The organism is Butyricicoccus porcorum, assembly GCF_051246315.1.
Classification (GTDB): domain Bacteria; phylum Bacillota; class Clostridia; order Oscillospirales; family Butyricicoccaceae; genus Butyricicoccus_A; species Butyricicoccus_A porcorum.
In genome coordinates this window covers 2,938,451-2,955,833 of record NZ_CP178353.1, presented here as the reverse complement: position 1 = coordinate 2,955,833, position 17,383 = coordinate 2,938,451, and the positions used below count along the sequence as shown (strand labels likewise).

Annotated in this window: 13 protein-coding genes and 1 riboswitch; of the genes, 7 read left to right on the top strand and 6 right to left on the bottom strand. The window is 53.6% G+C overall.

Annotated features, from left to right (window positions below):
• Positions 1-85: 85 nt before the first annotated feature.
• The gene (gene metK / locus ACLM7Z_RS14695) at positions 86-1,276 is read right to left on the bottom strand and encodes a methionine adenosyltransferase (protein WP_435645401.1); all 1,191 of its coding nucleotides are present in this window, start codon (positions 1,274-1,276) and stop codon (positions 86-88) included.
• A gap of 87 nt (positions 1,277-1,363) precedes the next feature.
• Positions 1,364-1,464: riboswitch (SAM riboswitch) on the bottom strand.
• Between the two features lie 205 nt (positions 1,465-1,669).
• On the opposite strand from metK, the gene ACLM7Z_RS14690 reads away from it, so the two are divergent.
• The 5 genes from ACLM7Z_RS14690 (at position 1,670) to ACLM7Z_RS14670 (ending at position 8,828) form a co-directional block, all read left to right on the top strand.
• A complete protein-coding gene (locus ACLM7Z_RS14690; protein WP_273348968.1) occupies positions 1,670-3,106 on the top strand; it encodes an AMP-binding protein in 1,437 nt (478 codons plus the stop codon).
• Between the two features lie 242 nt (positions 3,107-3,348).
• Positions 3,349-6,315: an acyl-CoA dehydratase activase-related protein gene (locus ACLM7Z_RS14685; RefSeq protein ID WP_087017262.1), complete on the top strand. Its 2,967-nt coding sequence runs from the start codon at positions 3,349-3,351 to the stop codon at positions 6,313-6,315.
• Positions 6,299-7,555: a 2-hydroxyacyl-CoA dehydratase gene (locus ACLM7Z_RS14680; protein WP_087017264.1), complete on the top strand. Its 1,257-nt coding sequence runs from the start codon at positions 6,299-6,301 to the stop codon at positions 7,553-7,555. Before ACLM7Z_RS14685 ends, ACLM7Z_RS14680 begins: the two co-directional genes overlap by 17 nt.
• Before the next feature lie 149 nt (positions 7,556-7,704).
• Entirely contained in the window at positions 7,705-8,223 is a 519-nt protein-coding gene (locus ACLM7Z_RS14675) for an O-acetyl-ADP-ribose deacetylase (RefSeq protein ID WP_087017266.1), read from the top strand.
• Between the two features lie 53 nt (positions 8,224-8,276).
• Positions 8,277-8,828, top strand: coding sequence for a nitroreductase family protein (locus tag ACLM7Z_RS14670; RefSeq protein ID WP_087017779.1), 552 nt, complete (start codon positions 8,277-8,279; stop codon positions 8,826-8,828).
• Positions 8,829-8,913: 85 nt separating this feature from the next.
• Here the strand turns inward: ACLM7Z_RS14670 and ACLM7Z_RS14665 are convergent, their stop codons facing one another.
• The 3 genes from ACLM7Z_RS14665 to ACLM7Z_RS14655 form a co-directional block, all read right to left on the bottom strand.
• Positions 8,914-9,147, bottom strand: coding sequence for a hypothetical protein (locus ACLM7Z_RS14665; RefSeq protein ID WP_435645400.1), 234 nt, complete (start codon positions 9,145-9,147; stop codon positions 8,914-8,916).
• 106 nt (positions 9,148-9,253) lie between these two features.
• Positions 9,254-10,294 carry a hypothetical protein gene (locus ACLM7Z_RS14660; protein ID WP_435645399.1) on the bottom strand — a complete coding sequence of 347 codons (1,041 nt, stop codon included), beginning with the start codon at positions 10,292-10,294 and terminating at the stop codon, positions 9,254-9,256.
• Positions 10,295-10,314: 20 nt separating this feature from the next.
• A complete protein-coding gene (locus ACLM7Z_RS14655; RefSeq protein ID WP_435645398.1) occupies positions 10,315-12,402 on the bottom strand; it encodes an efflux RND transporter permease subunit in 2,088 nt (695 codons plus the stop codon).
• Positions 12,403-12,928: 526 nt separating this feature from the next.
• Here ACLM7Z_RS14655 and ACLM7Z_RS14650 point away from each other — a divergent pair.
• Positions 12,929-13,363 (top strand): TetR/AcrR family transcriptional regulator, encoded by a 435-nt coding sequence (locus tag ACLM7Z_RS14650; protein WP_435645397.1) that lies wholly within the window; start codon positions 12,929-12,931, stop codon positions 13,361-13,363.
• 201 nt (positions 13,364-13,564) lie between these two features.
• On the opposite strand, the gene ACLM7Z_RS14645 is transcribed toward ACLM7Z_RS14650, so the two are convergent.
• On the bottom strand, positions 13,565-15,163 hold the full coding sequence (locus ACLM7Z_RS14645; protein WP_435645396.1) for an acetamidase/formamidase family protein: 1,599 nt from the start codon (positions 15,161-15,163) through the stop codon (positions 13,565-13,567).
• 311 nt (positions 15,164-15,474) lie between these two features.
• Here ACLM7Z_RS14645 and ACLM7Z_RS14640 point away from each other — a divergent pair, with 311 nt between their 5' ends.
• Positions 15,475-15,936 (top strand): Lrp/AsnC family transcriptional regulator, encoded by a 462-nt coding sequence (locus tag ACLM7Z_RS14640; protein WP_087017278.1) that lies wholly within the window; start codon positions 15,475-15,477, stop codon positions 15,934-15,936.
• 67 nt (positions 15,937-16,003) lie between these two features.
• Here ACLM7Z_RS14640 and ACLM7Z_RS14635 read toward each other — a convergent pair whose 3' ends face one another.
• Entirely contained in the window at positions 16,004-17,233 is a 1,230-nt protein-coding gene (locus ACLM7Z_RS14635; protein WP_087017280.1) for an ATP-binding protein, read from the bottom strand.
• Between the last annotated feature and the right edge of the window lie 150 nt (positions 17,234-17,383).

Sequence of the window (17,383 nt, the reverse complement as noted above, 5' to 3'; positions counted from 1 at the left end):
GGAGAAATCCACAGCCCGCTTTTATGCCTATATGCAAAAAAACTACGCCCGCATTTGCGGGCGTAGTTTGATGTCTGTGTTGAACTTATCGGGCAGCGACAGCGGCCTTGAGCGCGTCGATGCGGTCGGTCTTTTCCCATGCAACATCGAGGTCAGTGCGTCCTATGTGACCGTACGCCGCGAGCTTCCGGTAAATCGGACGGCGCAGGTCGAGATCGCGGATGATGGCACTCGGACGCAGGTCGAAGACCTTCTCCACTGCGGTTTCGAGCACTTCGTCGTCGACAATGCCGGTGCCGAAGGTGTCAACCAGGATGGAAACCGGCTGTGCCACGCCAATGGCATAGGCGAGCTGGATCTGGCACTTGTCTGCGAGGCCAGCTGCGACGATGTTTTTGGCGACATAACGTGCAGCATAAGCAGCAGAACGGTCAACCTTGGTCGGGTCCTTGCCGGAGAATGCACCGCCGCCGTGCGGAGCCGAACCGCCGTAGGTGTCGACGATAATCTTTCTGCCGGTCAGACCGGAGTCGCCTTGCGGACCGCCGATGACAAAGCGTCCCGTCGGGTTGACAAAGATGCGAGTCTTCTCATCGAACAGATCGGCCGGAAGCGTCGGCTTGATGACATACTCGATCATATCGCTGCGAATCTGCTCGAGGGAAGCCTCCGGGCCGTGCTGGGTGGACAGGACAACCGTGTCGATATGAACCGGCTTGTTGGTGTCCTTGTCATACTCAACCGTCACCTGAGTCTTGCCGTCCGGACGGAGGTAATCCACAACACCGGCCTTGCGTACCTCGGTCAGCTTCTTTGCCATTTTGTGAGCGAGAGAGATCGGCAGCGGCATCAGCTCAGGCGTTTCATTGCAGGCATAACCGAACATCATGCCCTGGTCGCCGGCGCCACCGGTGAGATCGGCTGTCTCATCCGCCTTGCTTTCCAGCGCCTTGTCGACGCCCATTGCGATATCGGAGGACTGCTCGTCCAGCGTCGTAACAACGGCGCAGGTATCACAGTCGAAACCGTATTTTGCACGGTCATAGCCGATTTCGCGCACAACACCGCGTGCGATTTTCGGGATGTCTACATAGCAGTGGGTGGAAATCTCGCCCATGATGGAGATCAGGCCGGTGGTAACGGTGGTCTCGCAGGCAACACGCGCCTGCGGATCGTTTTCCAGGATTGCGTCAAGGACAGCGTCGGAAATCTGGTCGCAGATTTTATCCGGATGTCCTTCGGTTACAGATTCAGATGTAAATAAAAATTTGCCCATAGTTGGAATCCTCTCTTTCGTTGGGATATTTTGATAACAAAATCAGAAAATAAAAAACGCACTGCGTAAGCAGAGCGTTGAAGAACTACCTCATCTCTCGATCTGATACGCCGTCGGATTTGGCACCTTGCACGGACGCAGGTTGCCGGGCTTCATAGGGCCGATCCCTCCACCTCTCTTGATAAGGATATTTCGTTGTTGGTAATATCCTAATTCATTTCATGGTAACTGTCAAGAGTAAATTCTAAATTCCTTCAAAAATAGTTAGAAAATCGCAAAATTCGGTTGAAACAAAGTGGTTTACATGGTATATTTTTATATGTAACCAAGTGGAACTTTTGGATAACGGGGCATACTCCGTACAAATTTTGATAAGACAGGAGAGAAAGTGCAATGAATATTTCGTCGATTTTTTCCTATCCTGAGGATGCAGTGGCGTGCGTATCATCCGCAGGTTCCATCACATACGGTGAGCTGTACCGCAGGAGTGAAAATCTTGCAAAGCATATTGTTGCATGCCGTGCATCGCGTGTCATTGTTTATGGACATAAGGAATACAGTATGATAGTTGCATATGTTGCCTGCCTGCGCGCGGGCGCAGCGTATATTCCGGTCAGCCCGGCGCAGCCGGTATCCCGCCGCAAGGCCATTGCGGCACAGGCAGAAGCAGGACTTGTGCTGTGTGCGGTTGGACGCGGCTTTGCCGGCGCCGGGGAAATCCGCACCGAGAACATCGTTGCACTGTCGGAAAACCCGCCGGAAGAGGCTGTCACACTGCCGGAAGAAATCGATGATGATGTACTGGCATATATCATCTATACATCGGGCAGCACGGGTGAGCCGAAGGGCGTAAAGGCAACCCGCCGCAATCTGAACAACTTTATCGACTGGATTGACCGCGCCATTCCGCTGACCGATGAGATGGAAGGCAACGTGCTCAATATGGCGATGTTCTCCATCGACCTGTCGATGGTGGATATTTATTACGCGCTGACCCACGGACGTGCGCTGGTGACGACGACCTCTGAGCAGCAGCAGCACCTGTCCGATCTGTATCCGCATATTACGGAGAGCGATGCGGTGCTGATGGTCATTACGCCAACCATGGCAGAATTCCTCATGCGCAGCGGCCGGTTTAAGCGTGAGATGATGCCCAAGCTGCGTGTCATTTATCTGTCCGGTGAATCGCTGCATCCGGGCACCGTGCGCCGCCTGTTACAGCGCTTTGATGAAGATTTGATGGTATTCAACGCCTATGGTCCGACCGAGGCAACCTGCAACGTGTGCGCCGCGCAGATTACGGATGATATGTGCGACGACCGCCTGCCGGTCGGCATTGTGGAGACTGCCGCCACCGAGATCCGCATCATGAAGGGGGATGCCGTTCTGGCACCGAATGATGAGGGTGAAATCGTTCTGATCGGCGACAGCGTTACGGCTGGCTATGGCCGTGGAGAGAGCGGTGGTTACTGCACGATTGACGGCAAGCCGGCACTGCGTACAGGTGATATCGGCTTTATCACGGAGGACGGCCGCCTGTTCTGGAGCTATCGTAAGAACAGCCTGATTAAGGTCAACGGCTACCGTATCGAGCCGGGTGACGTTGAAAACCATATGTGCCACATCAAGGGTGTCACAGGCTGCGGCGTTGTGGAGCGCTATGGCCATCTGGTCGCATATGTCACGCTGAACCGCGAGATGACGCCGGGACAGGTGCGTGCCGCTGCGCGTCCGCATCTGCCGAGTCATATGATTCCGGGTATTGTCCGCATCGTCGATGCACTGCCGATGACTGAAAACGGCAAGCTCGACCGCGACCGCCTGGAGTAAAGATTCTAACAAATTGAATTGCATTTGATAAGCCGGTGACGTTTTGTCACCGGCTTTGTGCATCTTTTGTTCTGCTGGTAAGGGAACGTGTTTCGATTCTGTAAAAAAAACAGAATCTTAACGGAAGGATGCCGAGAATTATTGACTATTTCTCGCGAAATCGCTAAGATATTGATAATAGTATTGTATTTTATCTCATTTGCCGTTCCGTCAGGCAGGCGGAGGTTGGAAAAGGATATTGTATGAATGTGTATTTAGGAATTGACATTGGATCAACCACAGTAAAACTTGTCGCGGCCGGGGAGAACGAAAAAACCGGCCGTTTGGAAATTTTGTATCAGAAATATGAGCGTCACTTCTCCAAGGTGCGGGAGAAGGCGTGCGAGATGCTGCGCGATGCGAAAAAGGTGATCGGAAACGCGGATATCCGCGCGGCGATTACCGGCTCCGCCGGCCTTGGCGTGGCGAAGGCAAGCGGTGTCGACTTTGTGCAGGAGGTCTTTGCAACGCGTAAATGCGTCGGTACCTTTGTGCCGAAGGCAGATGTTGTCATTGAGCTGGGCGGTGAGGACGCGAAAATTGTGTTCCTGACTGGCCAGCTGGAAGAACGAATGAATGGCTCCTGTGCCGGCGGTACAGGTGCTTTTATTGACCAGATGGCAGTGCTGCTCGACGTCCGTCCGGACGAAATGGATCGCCTGTCGCTGAATGCGGAGCGCATTTATACCATCGCTTCGCGCTGCGGCGTGTTCGCCAAGAGTGATATCCAGCCGTTGCTCAATGAGGGCGCGCGCAAGGAGGATGTCGCGGCATCCATCTTCCAGGCGGTCGTCAATCAGACACTGACCGGACTGGCGCAGGGACGCGAGATTGAGGGCGATGTGCTGTTCCTCGGCGGCCCGCTGTTCTTCTTTAAGGGTCTGCAAAAGCGCTTCCAGGAGACGCTGGAGCTGTCGGACGAGCATGCGCATTTCCCGGAGATTGCACCATATGCAATTGCGGCAGGTGCGGCGTGCTATGCAAAGGATACCAATGGGCGCACGTACAGCTATGATGAGCTGCTGGACACGCTGGAAAAAACGGCGGGAGAGCCGGTCAAAACCGCAACACTTGACCCGTTGTTCCGCAGCGAAGAGGAGTATGCGGAATTCCGCCGCCGCCACAATTCCAGCGATATCATGCGCCAGAACGTGACGGTATACAGCGGCAAGGCATATCTTGGCATCGACTGCGGTTCGACAACGACCAAGCTCGTCCTCATCGGTGAGGACTGCCAGATGCTGTACAACTATTACAGCCCGAACAAGGGCAATCCGGTGGATGTCGTGCGGGAACAGCTGCTCAAGCTGTATGACCTGTGCGGTGACCGCATTCAGATTGTCGGGTCTGCGGTTACCGGCTACGGTGAGGCTTTGATTCTCAATGCGTTCGGTGTAGATTTCGGACTCGTCGAGACGATGGCACACTTCAAGGCGGCGCGCCATTTTGAACCGGATGTCGATTTTATCATCGATATCGGCGGTCAGGACATCAAATGCTTTAAAATTGCAAACAATTGCATTGACAATATTTCTCTGAATGAGGCATGTTCTTCCGGCTGCGGCTCGTTTATCGAGACATTCGCGCGTTCGATGGGCTACAGCATCGAGGAATTTTGCCGTCTGGGTCTGTTCGCGGAGCATCCGATTGATCTCGGCTCGCGCTGCACGGTCTTCATGAACTCGTCGGTCAAGCAGGCACAGAAGGATGGCGCAGGCATTGACGCAATTTCTGCCGGTCTGTCAGTCAGCGTTGTCAAAAACGCATTGTATAAGGTTATCCGTGCACATTCGCCGGATGATCTGGGCAAGCATATCGTCGTACAGGGCGGTACCTTCCTCAATGACGCCATTCTGCGTTCGTTTGAGATGGAAATCGGGCGCAATGTCACCCGTCCGGCGATTTCCGGTTTGATGGGTGCATATGGTGCAGCGCTGCATGCAAAGGTAAACTGCGGCGAAGCCTCTACGCTGATTTCCCGCGACGAGCTGGAGCATTTTTCGCACAAAACAAACACAGTCAAGTGCGGCATGTGTACCAACCACTGCTCGCTCACGGTATCTATGTTCCCGGGTGGGCGCAAGTTCATCTCTGGCAACCGCTGTGAGCGCCCGCTGGGCGGCGGGGACAAGCTCAAGCTGCCGAACCTGTATGAATACAAGCTGAACCGTTTGCAGGAGTACCGCGAGAAGAGCAAGCCGGGTGTCGCGCGCATCGGCCTACCGTTCGGCCTGAACATGTTTGAACTGCTGCCGTTCTGGCATACGTTCCTCACCAAGCTGGGCTTTGAGGTCGTGCTGTCGGATGTTTCCACGCGTGCACTGTACGCACAGGGACAGAATTCCATTCCGTCAGATACTGTCTGCTATCCGGCGAAGCTGATGCACGGACACATCGAAAATCTGCTGAGCAAGGGCGTAGATGCGATTTTTTATCCGTGTATGACATATAATCTGGATGAGCACCGCACGGATAACTGCTATAACTGTCCGGTTGTCGCGTATTATCCAGAACTGCTGATCGCCAACATGAACCACCTCAAGGATGTGGACTTCATGATGCCATATTATGAGCTGGGACGCCAGAAGGACTTTATTAAATCCGCAGGTGAGCTGTTCTCGAAGAAATACAAGCATATCAACAAGCGCATGGTCAAGGACGCGGCACTCGCGGCTTATGCCGAGCTGGACCGCTACTATGCGGATGTTGCTGCGGAGGGCAAAAAGGCAATTGCCTATGCTGATGAGCACGGGCTGGATATCGCCGTTATTGCAGGTCGTCCGTACCATATTGACCCGGAGATCAATCACGGCATTGACCGTCTGATTCAGTCTTATGGCATGGTCATTGTATCCGAGGACGCCGTTGCACCGCTGGGAGACATGCCGGTTGTCAATGTCCTCAACCAGTGGACCTATCATTCCCGCATGTATGCCGCCGCAAACTGGGCGGTACACAGGCCGAATGCACAGCTGATTCAGTTGGTTTCGTTCGGCTGCGGCATTGATGCCATCACAACCGACGAAATGCGTGCCATCACGGAAGACGGCGGCAAAATTTATACACAGCTGAAAATTGATGAAATTAACAACCTCGGTGCGGCGAAAATCCGTATCCGCAGTATGATTGCAGCAGTAGAGGAGGGAAGAAAGAATGCCGGAAAATCGTAAGCTTCCGCACGTTCCGTTTACGGAGGAAATGAAAAAAGACTACACCATCCTGATACCGAATATGCTGCCGGTACAGTTCAAGCTGGTTACCGCAATTATGGCAAACTATGGCTATCATATGGAGGTGCTCGAGACCGAAGGGCCGAACATCGCGGAGTGTGGTCTGAAGAATGTACATAATGACACGTGTTATCCGGCACTTCTTGTCATCGGACAGTTCATCGATGCGCTGGAATCGGGCAAATACGACACCCATAAGGTCGCGCTGATGATTACGCAGACAGGCGGCGGCTGCCGTGCCTCCAATTATATTCATCTGCTGCGCAAGGCGTTGATTAAGAGCGGTTTTGGTTATATTCCGGTCATTTCCGTCAATTTCTCCGGCCTGGAGAAGGACGCAAATCCGGGCTTCAAGCTGACACCGAAGGCGTTGATTCAGGTCGCATATGGAGTGCTGCTGGGCGACTTCATCATGCAGATTCACAACCAGTGCCGCCCGTATGAGGTGCACAAGGGCGACTGCGACAAGGCAGTTGATGATCTGGTGCGCAAGATTTCGCAAGATTTTGCAGGTGATAAGTTTATTCGCTACAAGCAGGTAAAGATGCTGTATTTTCTCATCTGCAAGCGCTTTGCGCAGGTTGAGCTGAAGGACTTTGGCTCGAAGAAAAAGGTCGGCATCGTCGGTGAAATCTATGTCAAGTTCTCGCCGCTCGGCAACAATAATCTGGAAAAGTTCCTGCTGAGCGAGGGCACGGAGCCGGTACTGCCCGGCCTGCTGGATTTTTGCCTGTATTGTATTTATAACGGCATCATCGACTTCAACCTGTATGGACGCAATGCGGGCAATGCAGCCGTGATGCAGGCGGTTTACCGTTTCCTGCTGGACAAGCAGAAGGATATGATCCGCGTCATCCGGCGCGATGGGCATTTCCGCCCGCCGATGGAGTTTGACCGGGTGCGCAAGCTGTCGCAGAAGATCATCAGCCCCGGCGTCAAAATGGGTGAGGGCTGGCTGCTGCCGGCTGAAATGGTCGAGCTGATCGAAGAGGGCGTGCCGAATATCGTCCTGACCCAGCCGTTCGGCTGCCTGCCGAATCATATTGCAGGCAAGGGCATGATCCGTAAGATCCGCGCGGCGTACCCGCAGGCAAATATTGTCAGCGTCGATTATGACCCGGGCGCATCTCGCATCAATCAGGAGAACCGCATCAAGCTGATGCTGTCTGCCGCAAAGTAAACAGAAATTCTACCGGCGCGGAGGTTTCCGTGCCGGTTTTTTCGTTCGGGAGAGAATCCGGTGGCAGGATGGCACGGACTGTGGTAAAATAAGGGACAGAGGATATAGAACAGCTTTTCAGATCGATCAACCAATGACAGGAGGACAATATGAAACAGCGGTTTTTTATTGAACAGGGGGACATTACAACCTATGCCGTCGATGCGATTGTCAACGCGGCGAATACAACGCTTCTGGGCGGTGGCGGTGTAGACGGCGCAATTCATCGCGCCGCAGGACCGGAGCTGCTGGCAGAATGCCGCACGCTGCATGGCTGTAAGACCGGCGAGGCGAAAATTACGCGCGGCTATCGTTTGCCAGCAAAGCACGTGGTGCATACACCAGGGCCGATCTGGCGCGGCGGACACGCCGGAGAGGAGCAGCTGTTGGAAAACAGCTATCGCAACAGCCTGACTGTCGCATGGGAGAATGGCTGCCGAACCGTGGCATTTCCATCGATCAGCACTGGCGTGTATCATTTTCCGCTGGAGCAGGCGGCACGCATCGCAGTGCGCACGATTTTGGATTTTCTGGACGAACACCCGGATATGGAGCGCGTGACGATGGTGTGTTTTGATGACCAAACGCATTGGGCATATGACACGGCGGCGCGGGAATTTCTCGATTGAGCCGCACGCTGTTTCACCGTACAGAAGCAATCAAAAAACAGGAGGGATATCTCATGGATTTTATGCAGGCATTACAGGCGCGTGAGAGCTGCCGCGCTTATCAGGACAAGCCGGTTTCGAGAGAGCAGCTGCTGAAGATTGTCGAAGCGGGTCGTCTGTCTCCGAGCGGCTGCAATGCGCAGCCGTGGAAATTCATCATCATCGATGAGCCGGAGGCAAAGGCAAAGATGAGCGACGCATTGGTAGTTGAGGGCGGTGCAACCGGCTGCCCGTGGCGCGACAGCGTCCCGGCGTTTATCGCGCTGGTCGAGCAGCCTGCAAAGGTCATGCCGGCAGTAAAGGAATACTACGGCGATACGCAGCGCTTTGCACAGGGAGATATTGGTATGGCCGCCATGAATATGTGCTATGAGGCCATGGATCTGGGACTGTCGACCTGTGTGCTGGGTATGTGCGATCAGGCGAAGATGGAGCAGTATTTCGGTGTGCCGGAAGGACATGAGGTGCGCATGGTTCTCGCTGTCGGCTACAGCGCAGAGGACAAGGAGCCGCGCGCAAAGGTGCGCAAGCCGCTCGAAGAGGTTTGCAGCTTCAACAAGTGGTAATTTGATGAAAAAGCAAAATGCCGAAGCCAGATTTTTTGGCTTCGGCATTTCTCTGTGTGAAATAATCAATGAAAGGGTCAGTTGGTCAGTTGTCATACAGGCCAAACAGGTTGAGCACCTTATCCCAGAAGGTCATGGCAGGCTCCGGTTCCTCTTCGGTCTCTTCCTCGTCAGCAGGTGCGATGGCATCCGTCTTGATGACGAACTGAACCGCATTGACATCGGTATTCTTACTGGAAACGAAAGAAACCGTGTCACCGTCGCCGCCCTGAATAGACGAGAGCATTTCGTCGATTTTGTCCTCAACTTCTTTGTCCATGCCGTCGGTCTGGCCGCGCAGCTCAGTGGTACCGTCTGCGAGCTGGGAAGCACCGCCGCACAGCGAAGCTACGCCGTTATACAGCGATTTGCTGCCGCTGTACAGGTCATTTGAGCCGGTGCGCAGCTGTCAGCTCACTGACTTTGTCGGCGGAAACTGCGCTGTCGGACAGCGAGGAATTGATCGTATTCAGCGCTTTTTTCATCTGGGGGGAACCGGAGGAAAGTGTTCCGGACTGTGCATCCAGCTTTTTCATGCCAGCCTGTGCGGTTCGGATGCCGGATTGCAGCTTTTTGACACCGTTGTCCAGCTCTGCCGCGCCGCTGCCCAGGTCAGCTGCGCCGTCTTTGAGCGATCCGCTGCCGTCCTTGAGCTCGACAGCGCCATCGTTCAGCTCAATGGCACCGGTATTCAAATCAACAATACCGTCGATCAGGTCGCCGATCTGGTTGAGCATCTCTTCGTCATCGATCTCGACATCGAGGTTCATTCGGATGCCATTGATGGATACAGCGTCCATCTCGAAGTCCTTGACGTCGGCTGTGATTTCTGTGTCAATGCCTTTGCCGGGGAGGATGGTGTAGGACAGCTGTTTGTCGCTGCCGACATCCGCCATAGTTGCATCCTCTGCCTTGATGCGGGAGCATTTTTGGGTATCCAGCATAAATGTCGTCTGAAGTGCGTAATCGCCGTAAAAATAGCCTTCATACGACTTGTTTTCTGTAATTTTCAGGTGGATGCGCAGAGAACCGCTTTTGCCGGCCAACTCATCGGGCTGGTATTCTTTGCCATCTAGATCGTACCGAATGGAGATGTTCCATGGAATGGTGGTATTCTTGAGCGTGCCCTGATAATAGACGCGATCCGCATCGGACGAAAAGGTAATTTTATCGCCGTTTTGCGAGATTTTATCCTCGGTGGTCAGCATCTTGACGTCGGAATAATCGCCGTAGTCGATCATTTTGCCGCCGTCAAAGATATTGACGACATACACGCCGGAAACCTTGCCGCCCGCGTCGGTCATGACATAGACGACCTCATTCTTGCCGGTTTTTTCTGTATCCGCGGCAAATGCCAGAAGTGTTGCCGATGCCGTCAGTGCGGCGCACATCGTCAGGGAAACAGCTCTTTTATACGATGATTTCATTGGAAAATGACTCCTTTCATTCAGTTGGTTGCGGGTTCATCCGGCTGCTCCTGCCGCCGGTACAGTTTGCTTCTTTTGTTCTTTCGATCAATCACGCCGTCAAACAGATACAGCAGGCCCGGCAGGACGAACAGAACGCTGAAGATGGAACACAGGGAACCGCGTCCGAGCAGGATGCCCAGCTGGGACAGCAGGCCGTGTGTCGAGATGAAGCCGAGCAGGAAGCCGACGATGACCAGCGTGATGCCGGAGGTGAGAATGGACACTGTGACTGCCGAAATGGTTTCAACAATCGAGGTCTTCTTATCATATTTTCGGCGGCATTCCTGATAGCGGTCGGTCAGCAGGATGGCATAGTCCACAGTAGCGCCGAGCTGAATCGAGCTGATGATCAGATATGCAATGTAGAACAGCGGGGAACCCATAAAATATGGAATGGCGAGGTTGATCCAGATCGCGGTTTCGATACAGATGACCAGAATCACAGGAAGAATGACAGATCCCATCGTCAGCGCCAGCACAAGGAAGACTGCCGCAATTGCGACGAGATTTACCTTGTTCATGTCTTGCGTGACGGTGGTCATCAGGTCGTAGGTGCTGACACCTTCGCCTGCGAGATAATAGCTGTCAGGATAATACGAGTTTGTAATATCACGGATCTGCTGAACCAGCTCAAAAGTTTCTTCGCCTTCATAATCCGCGTCGATGGTGAGTACCAGACGGCTGTAATGCTCAGAAATCAGCTGCGACAGTGTGTCTTCATCCAGATATTCCGTCGGGATTTCCGCGCCCGCGGCATCGACATAGGAGATCATGCTGGATACCTGCGGCAGCTGCTGTAACTCGTTGGACAGTTTTACCTGTGTGGCGGTGCTGTCCTTTGGAACCAGTACGACATAGGTATCCTGTTTGCCGAAAATGTCTTCCATTTCCTTTGTATCAGCACCGAGCTGTGTTTCCGGCCCGAAAATATGGGAAGAGCCGTAGTAAAAGTCGTTGCGGCTGGAAGCAAGGTTCGCCGGTACAACAATCAGAACGAATGCACACACGAGCGGCAGCATGACGCGGTAGACAAAGCGGCCAAAGCCGTGGAAATCCGGCATGAACGAGCGGTGCTCGGTTTTGTCAATCCAGCGGTAAACCGAGAGGATCAGCGCAGGAGAGAAGGTGAATACCGTAATCAGGCTGATGGCAATGCCTTTTGCGAGTGCGAGACCCAGATCCGGACCGATGCGGAACTGCATCAGGCACAGCGCGAGAAAGCCGATGACTGTGGTCGCGCCGCTGGACAGGATGGACGTTGTGGATTTGCACAGCGCATCGACCATGGCTTCTTCCACATTTTCCGCCTTTTCCCGGCATTCCGTGAAGCGGTGCAGCAGGAAGACCGAATAGTCCAGCGAGACAGCAAGCTGCAAAATATTTCCTGCGGCATTGGTGACGAAGGAAATTTCACCGAAAAGCAGATTGGAGCCGGCGTTGATGATGATTGCGATGCCGAGGCCGATCAGGACGACCAGAGGTTCTATATATGATGTTGTGGTCAGCAACAGGATGAGCAGGACAAGCAGGACAGCAAAGGCAGCAATTTTTGAGATTTCGCTGACTGTGCTGGTGGTGGCGACTGCGGTGGAAACCGCCGTGCCGCTCATGGCATTGTCGTCGCCGATCCGTGCACGGATATCATCGACCGCTGCTACGCGCTTGTGCTCTTCCATGGTGACGGTAAACAGCGCCGTGTTGTCCTTGTAGTATGTGTCGACGGTATCTGCGTCCAGTGTTTCCAGCGGCTGCGCGACATCTGCGGCGTCATCCAGCCACATGACATCGGTCACACCGTCGACCTCTGACAGCTTTTGTTTGTATTCCAATGCCTCCGGAACAGAGACATTGTGAATCATGACACGCGCGTTCGGGATGCCGCCGGAAAATTCCTCCTCCATCACATCGAGCGACACCGTGGAAGCGGTGTCCTCCGGGAGATAGTCATTCATATCGTAATTGACAGAGACCATCTGCTTACAGAGGGCACAGATCACAGCCAGCACGGCGAATAGACACAAAACAGCTTTTCGATGGCGCACAATGGCAGTATAAAAGCGCCGCATAGTATTCTTCTTTCTGTTCAGGGGATTCGCTGGCCTTGAAGCGGCATGATATTCCGCTCACCGTGCAACGTCAGAGCAACGGACTTTAAATCAAAGTGTCCGATTGCAGTGTGGGGAATGGTGCGCACCGGTGTCTGCATTTTTCCGGTCAGTGTACACGAGCCATCCGGCAGGAGCTTACCGCTGGACGGGATTGCTTGAGCCGAGGATGCGGAGCGTCCCGTAGATACGTGCGCCGCGCATGGACAGCAGAAGGTGCCCGTTTCGCGGCCCGAGCGGCGTTTTCATCGTCACATGGTATTGGTATTGCGGCATATCGTGTCCCCCTTTTTCTTTCTTTGACGGCTCCCATTGTACCGTTCGCACAGATGTGCCGCAATGGGCAATCGACCATCAGGTGTGGCAAAAACGGACAAATGAGGTGATATTGACGGGCAAAATCATTTGCCGGACAGTTGAAACTTTTTCGGACATCTGTATAATGAACGGAGAGAAATAAAACAGAACGAAAACGGGAGGTATCACAATGAAACATGATGTGACAACGCTGCGCACCAAGAAGGCACTTGCCGAATCGCTCAAAAACCTGATGCAGAGCAAGCCGTTTTCCAAAATTACAGTCAGCGAAATCACACGGGACTGCGGCGTCAACCGCAAGACGTTTTATTGCCACTTTGAGGACGTGTATGACTTGCTCAAGTGGATGCTGGAGCAGGAGGCCATCGAGGTGTTCAAACAGTTCGACCTTCTCGTTGATTACCGCGACGCGATTGCCTTTGTCATGGATTATGTAGACAAGAACAAGCACATTTTGAATTGTGCGGTGGATTCCGTTGGCCGGACGGGACTCAAGAGGTTTTTCTATCAGGATTTCATTGGCATTGCACATATGATGGTCGACGGCATCGAACGCGAATACGGCACGCACACCTCGGACGAATTCCGGCAGTTTCTGTGCTAGCTGTTTACGGAAGCACTGGCGGGCGTCCCGATTGAATCATTCCGCCCGGGGCAGAAGTGGGATCGGGATCAGGCGCTGACCTATATCACAACAATCCTGCGTTCCTCCATTCTGGCGTCGCTCCGCGAGGCGGAAAAGCAGGGATTATAAAAACGTGCGCTTCCCTGCGGAAACGCACGCTTTTGGCTTGCGGGGGCTTGTTTACTTGGCAGTTACAACGCCGTTCAGGCTCTTGCCGACAGTCGACCAGTTGACAGAGGCATTCAGAACTTCGTTCAGAGCCTGTACCGGAATCAGAACGGTACCGTCCTGCTCGACAAGTGCACTGTCCTGTACGACCTTTGCACTGTTGGAATAGTAAATGTTGCTGTTTTTGGTCATTGTGGCTTCAACTGAGCCGAGCGTGACGGTTGCGGTGTCACCATTCCATTTGACCGAGCCGCCCAGCGCCTTCACAGTGTCTTCCAGCGGAGTGTAGAACGTGCGGTCGATGACCGCGACATCCTGTTTTGTATCTCCGGCGGTCAGGTTGATGTCCAGCAGGTTGATGAAGTCCGTCTTCTTGATAAGTGCATGGATGCCCTTGGTCTTGTCGACAACCTGGGAAACTTCATAGTCGGTTGCGGCGCTCAGGTAAGCGTATGCCATGTCGCGGTCAACGCCAAGCTGTTCGTTGAGGAAGTCGATGGACTCACGGCAGGCTTCCTTCATGGCCTCGTCCAGATCCTCATCCAGACCGATCGGAATCCAATAATCTTCGGTTTCACCGAACGGCTGAGTGAAGTTCTCGCTGTCGCCGACAATTTCTTCCGAACCATTCTTGAGGACGGTCAGACGAACCGTGCCGCGCAGGGAGCCTTCCAGTGCGGTCAGCGCAACCTCGCCGTCACCCTGTGCAAAATGCGGGTCGCCGGTGTAGAACATTGCACCTTCTACCTCAATCGGCAGGTACAGCGTAGAGCCTTCCCCCAGCTCGTTGATATCGAGGTTGCCGCCCTGCTCCGTCGGCGGAACCGAGCTGAGCATTTCCTCCGTGTCAGTGGCAACACCCATGATGCCGAGGAACGGGTCGAGCTCATAGGTGACTTCTTTGCCGTCTACCTCGTAATAGGAACACCAGACATCATCAACTTTCTTGATGGGAGCGAACTTGGAGACATCGCCGTACTTTTCCGGTTCCTCTGCGGAAGCGTCATCATAGCGCGGGGAGTTTTCGGGGAATTCGTCCGGCAGTGCACCCTTGTAATGGCGGTTGGAGATGACGCCATACGGAACGCGCGGCTGGAGGTCGAGCACCTCGACCTTCAGGACGTCACCCGGCTCTGCGCCCTCGACCTCAACCGGGCCGGTGACGATGTGCGGGCCGTCTTCGAGGAAATCGTGCGCGATGTCAGAGTCAGTGATATTGATGGCGTCGGTCAGGATTTCATCCTCGGATACACCCTGACTTGTGAAATATTCCAGTGCGTCGCGTCCCTGATCTTCCAGCAGACCCTCGTGAGATACCGTGTCGAACGTGACCGTGCTGCCCGATTCCACCGTCAGAACCGGTTCCGTATCGCGGTTTGGCAGGCGGCCCCAGTTGATGGTGTCTTCATTCGAGCCGACATAGTAGTCGCCCATGATCGTGCCGTCGTCCTTGGTCTGAAGGATTTCAAAGGTGTCGTCCTGTGCAGCTGTCTGTGCAGTGGTACCGGAGCCGCTGTCCGTTGTCTGGGTGCTGCTGCCGCAGCCTGCTACAGCGCCGGTCAGCAGGCCGGACACCAGCAGCATTGCTGTCAATCGTCTGTAATTCATCATATTCATCCTTTTTCATGCCAGTTGGTTTTTGTGTAAAAAAACAGAGGTCTACGATGCGCGCTTTCGTAGACCTCTTTGTCTGTAACCAGTATACAAAATGCAGGCAGACTGTGCAATTCGCAGAATATACGAGAAAAAATTTTGTGATTTCGATACATTTTGACATTATACACAATCGTTTTGTCGACATATACTCCTAAATACTTCCTGAAATGTAAGAAAAGTACTTCTTTTTGTTGAGGACGAAAGAATTGCTTTTACAGCATAAATTCGGTATAATAACAGTATCTGAAAGGTGGAGGAACTAACACATGTATCTGAGCGGTTTGGATGATATCGATCGGAAAATTATTGAGATTCTGACACACAATGCGCGCATCTCCTATGTCGATCTCGCGGAGCAGGTTGGACTGTCGCGCGTCGCTGTGAAGGCGCGCATTCAGGCGTTGGAAGAAAGTGGCGTCATTGAGGAATACTGTATCATTGTCGATCCCACCAAAATTATGGGGCGGACGATTTCGACCTATTTTGACGTAGAGGTGCGCCCGGAATGCTTCCAGCAGGCTGTCGATATTCTGATGAACTGCGAGGAGGTCACAAAGCTGTACCATCTGAGCGGAAATTCCCGCCTGCATGTCCACGCAGTTACATCCTCGCAGGAGGAAAATGAAACCTTTATCAATGAGGTGCTGTATCAGCTGCCCGGCCTGGTAAAGCTGGACACCTCGGTCATCCTCAAGCGATATAAAGATATCATCGGATTGAAATTATAACGAACACAAAAAAACAGCGCCCCTCCTGTCGGCCTGACGGGAGGGGCGCATTGCATTGCAGAAAAGATCAGTTTTCTTCTGTTTCCTTGTCGCCGTTTTCCAGCGCGAGCTGGTGTGTGATGAACTGGCGTGCGGTGCGCGGGGAGCGGCCATTCTTGCGGATGGCGAAGCGCTCTGCCAGCAGGTGGAGGCGCTCCTCCGGAAGATCCAGACCGTAGTCCTCGGCGAGACGGTCAACGATGTAAAGATACTCGTTCTTAACCGGATTCGAGAAGGTGATTTCAATGCCGAAGCGGTCGGACAGCGAGGAAGCGGACTGCATCGCGTCGCGGACATGGACATCGTCACCGTTGCGGTCGGAGAAGTTTTCACGGATAATATGGCGGCGGTTAGACGTCGCATAAATCGCCATGTTGTGCGGCTTGCCTGCCACGCCGCCTTCGATAAATGCCTTCAGAGCGACAAACCGCTCATCCTCTGCCGTAAACGACAGATCGTCGAGGAACAGAATGAAGGTGAACGGACTGCGTTCGATCATCGAGCAGATTGCCGGGAACTGTTTGATCTGATCCATTGGCATTTCGATGATTTTCAGGCCGCGGTCGGCATATTCATTGGCGATCGCCTTGACAGTCGACGATTTGCCGCAGCCCTTGTCGCCGTAGAGCAGGATGTTGTTGGCATTTTTGCCGGCGAGCAGCGACAATGTGTTGTCGCGGATGGCTTTTTTCTGTACCGCATATCCCTTGAGGTCGGACAGGCGGATGGGGTCGGGATTGGCAATCGGCTGCGGCATGCCGTCGATAATGGTGAAGGCATTTGCGCGGGCGAAGTAACCTGAGCCCTTTTTGCGGTACATCTGGAGCAGGCCTTCGCAGTTGCCGAACGGCAGCGGTGTGCCGGCAGAGAAGCCCGGCAGGGCGTCGAACAGGTCGGCGCAGCTGCGGTAAGCCTTGCGGGCAAAGTCCAGAAAATCCGAGCCCGAGAGGGAAATGAGTGAGTTGATTGTATACAGGTCGAAATCCGCAGCGGCGCGCACATCGTCAGAAACCGGCTTGTCCACACTCTGGGTCAGGACATTGGTATCATAGTGGATCTCGCGCGCAAACAGCTTGCCAAGGTCACCATGGGTGTAGTGGAACTGGCACAGGCGCGCATAGCTCCGGCAGAAGGCAGCCGGAGAATCGTCCAGCGCGGACAGCGCATCCGCATAGACAGAAAAAACATCCGTACTGCGCAGGCCGCCGAGAATGGTCATCGCTTCGGTGCGCAGGCGGAGGGAAGAACTGGTTAACATAGGTATCTGTCACCTCATATTGCATCAATTTTGTTCGTATTTAACGATAACACAAAGCAATATGCTTTGCAAGGGCAATGAGATATAGAAAACGGCAGCTTCACGCTCAATTTGTCGCTGATTTGTATAAAAGAAGCTCGTTTTATGTGA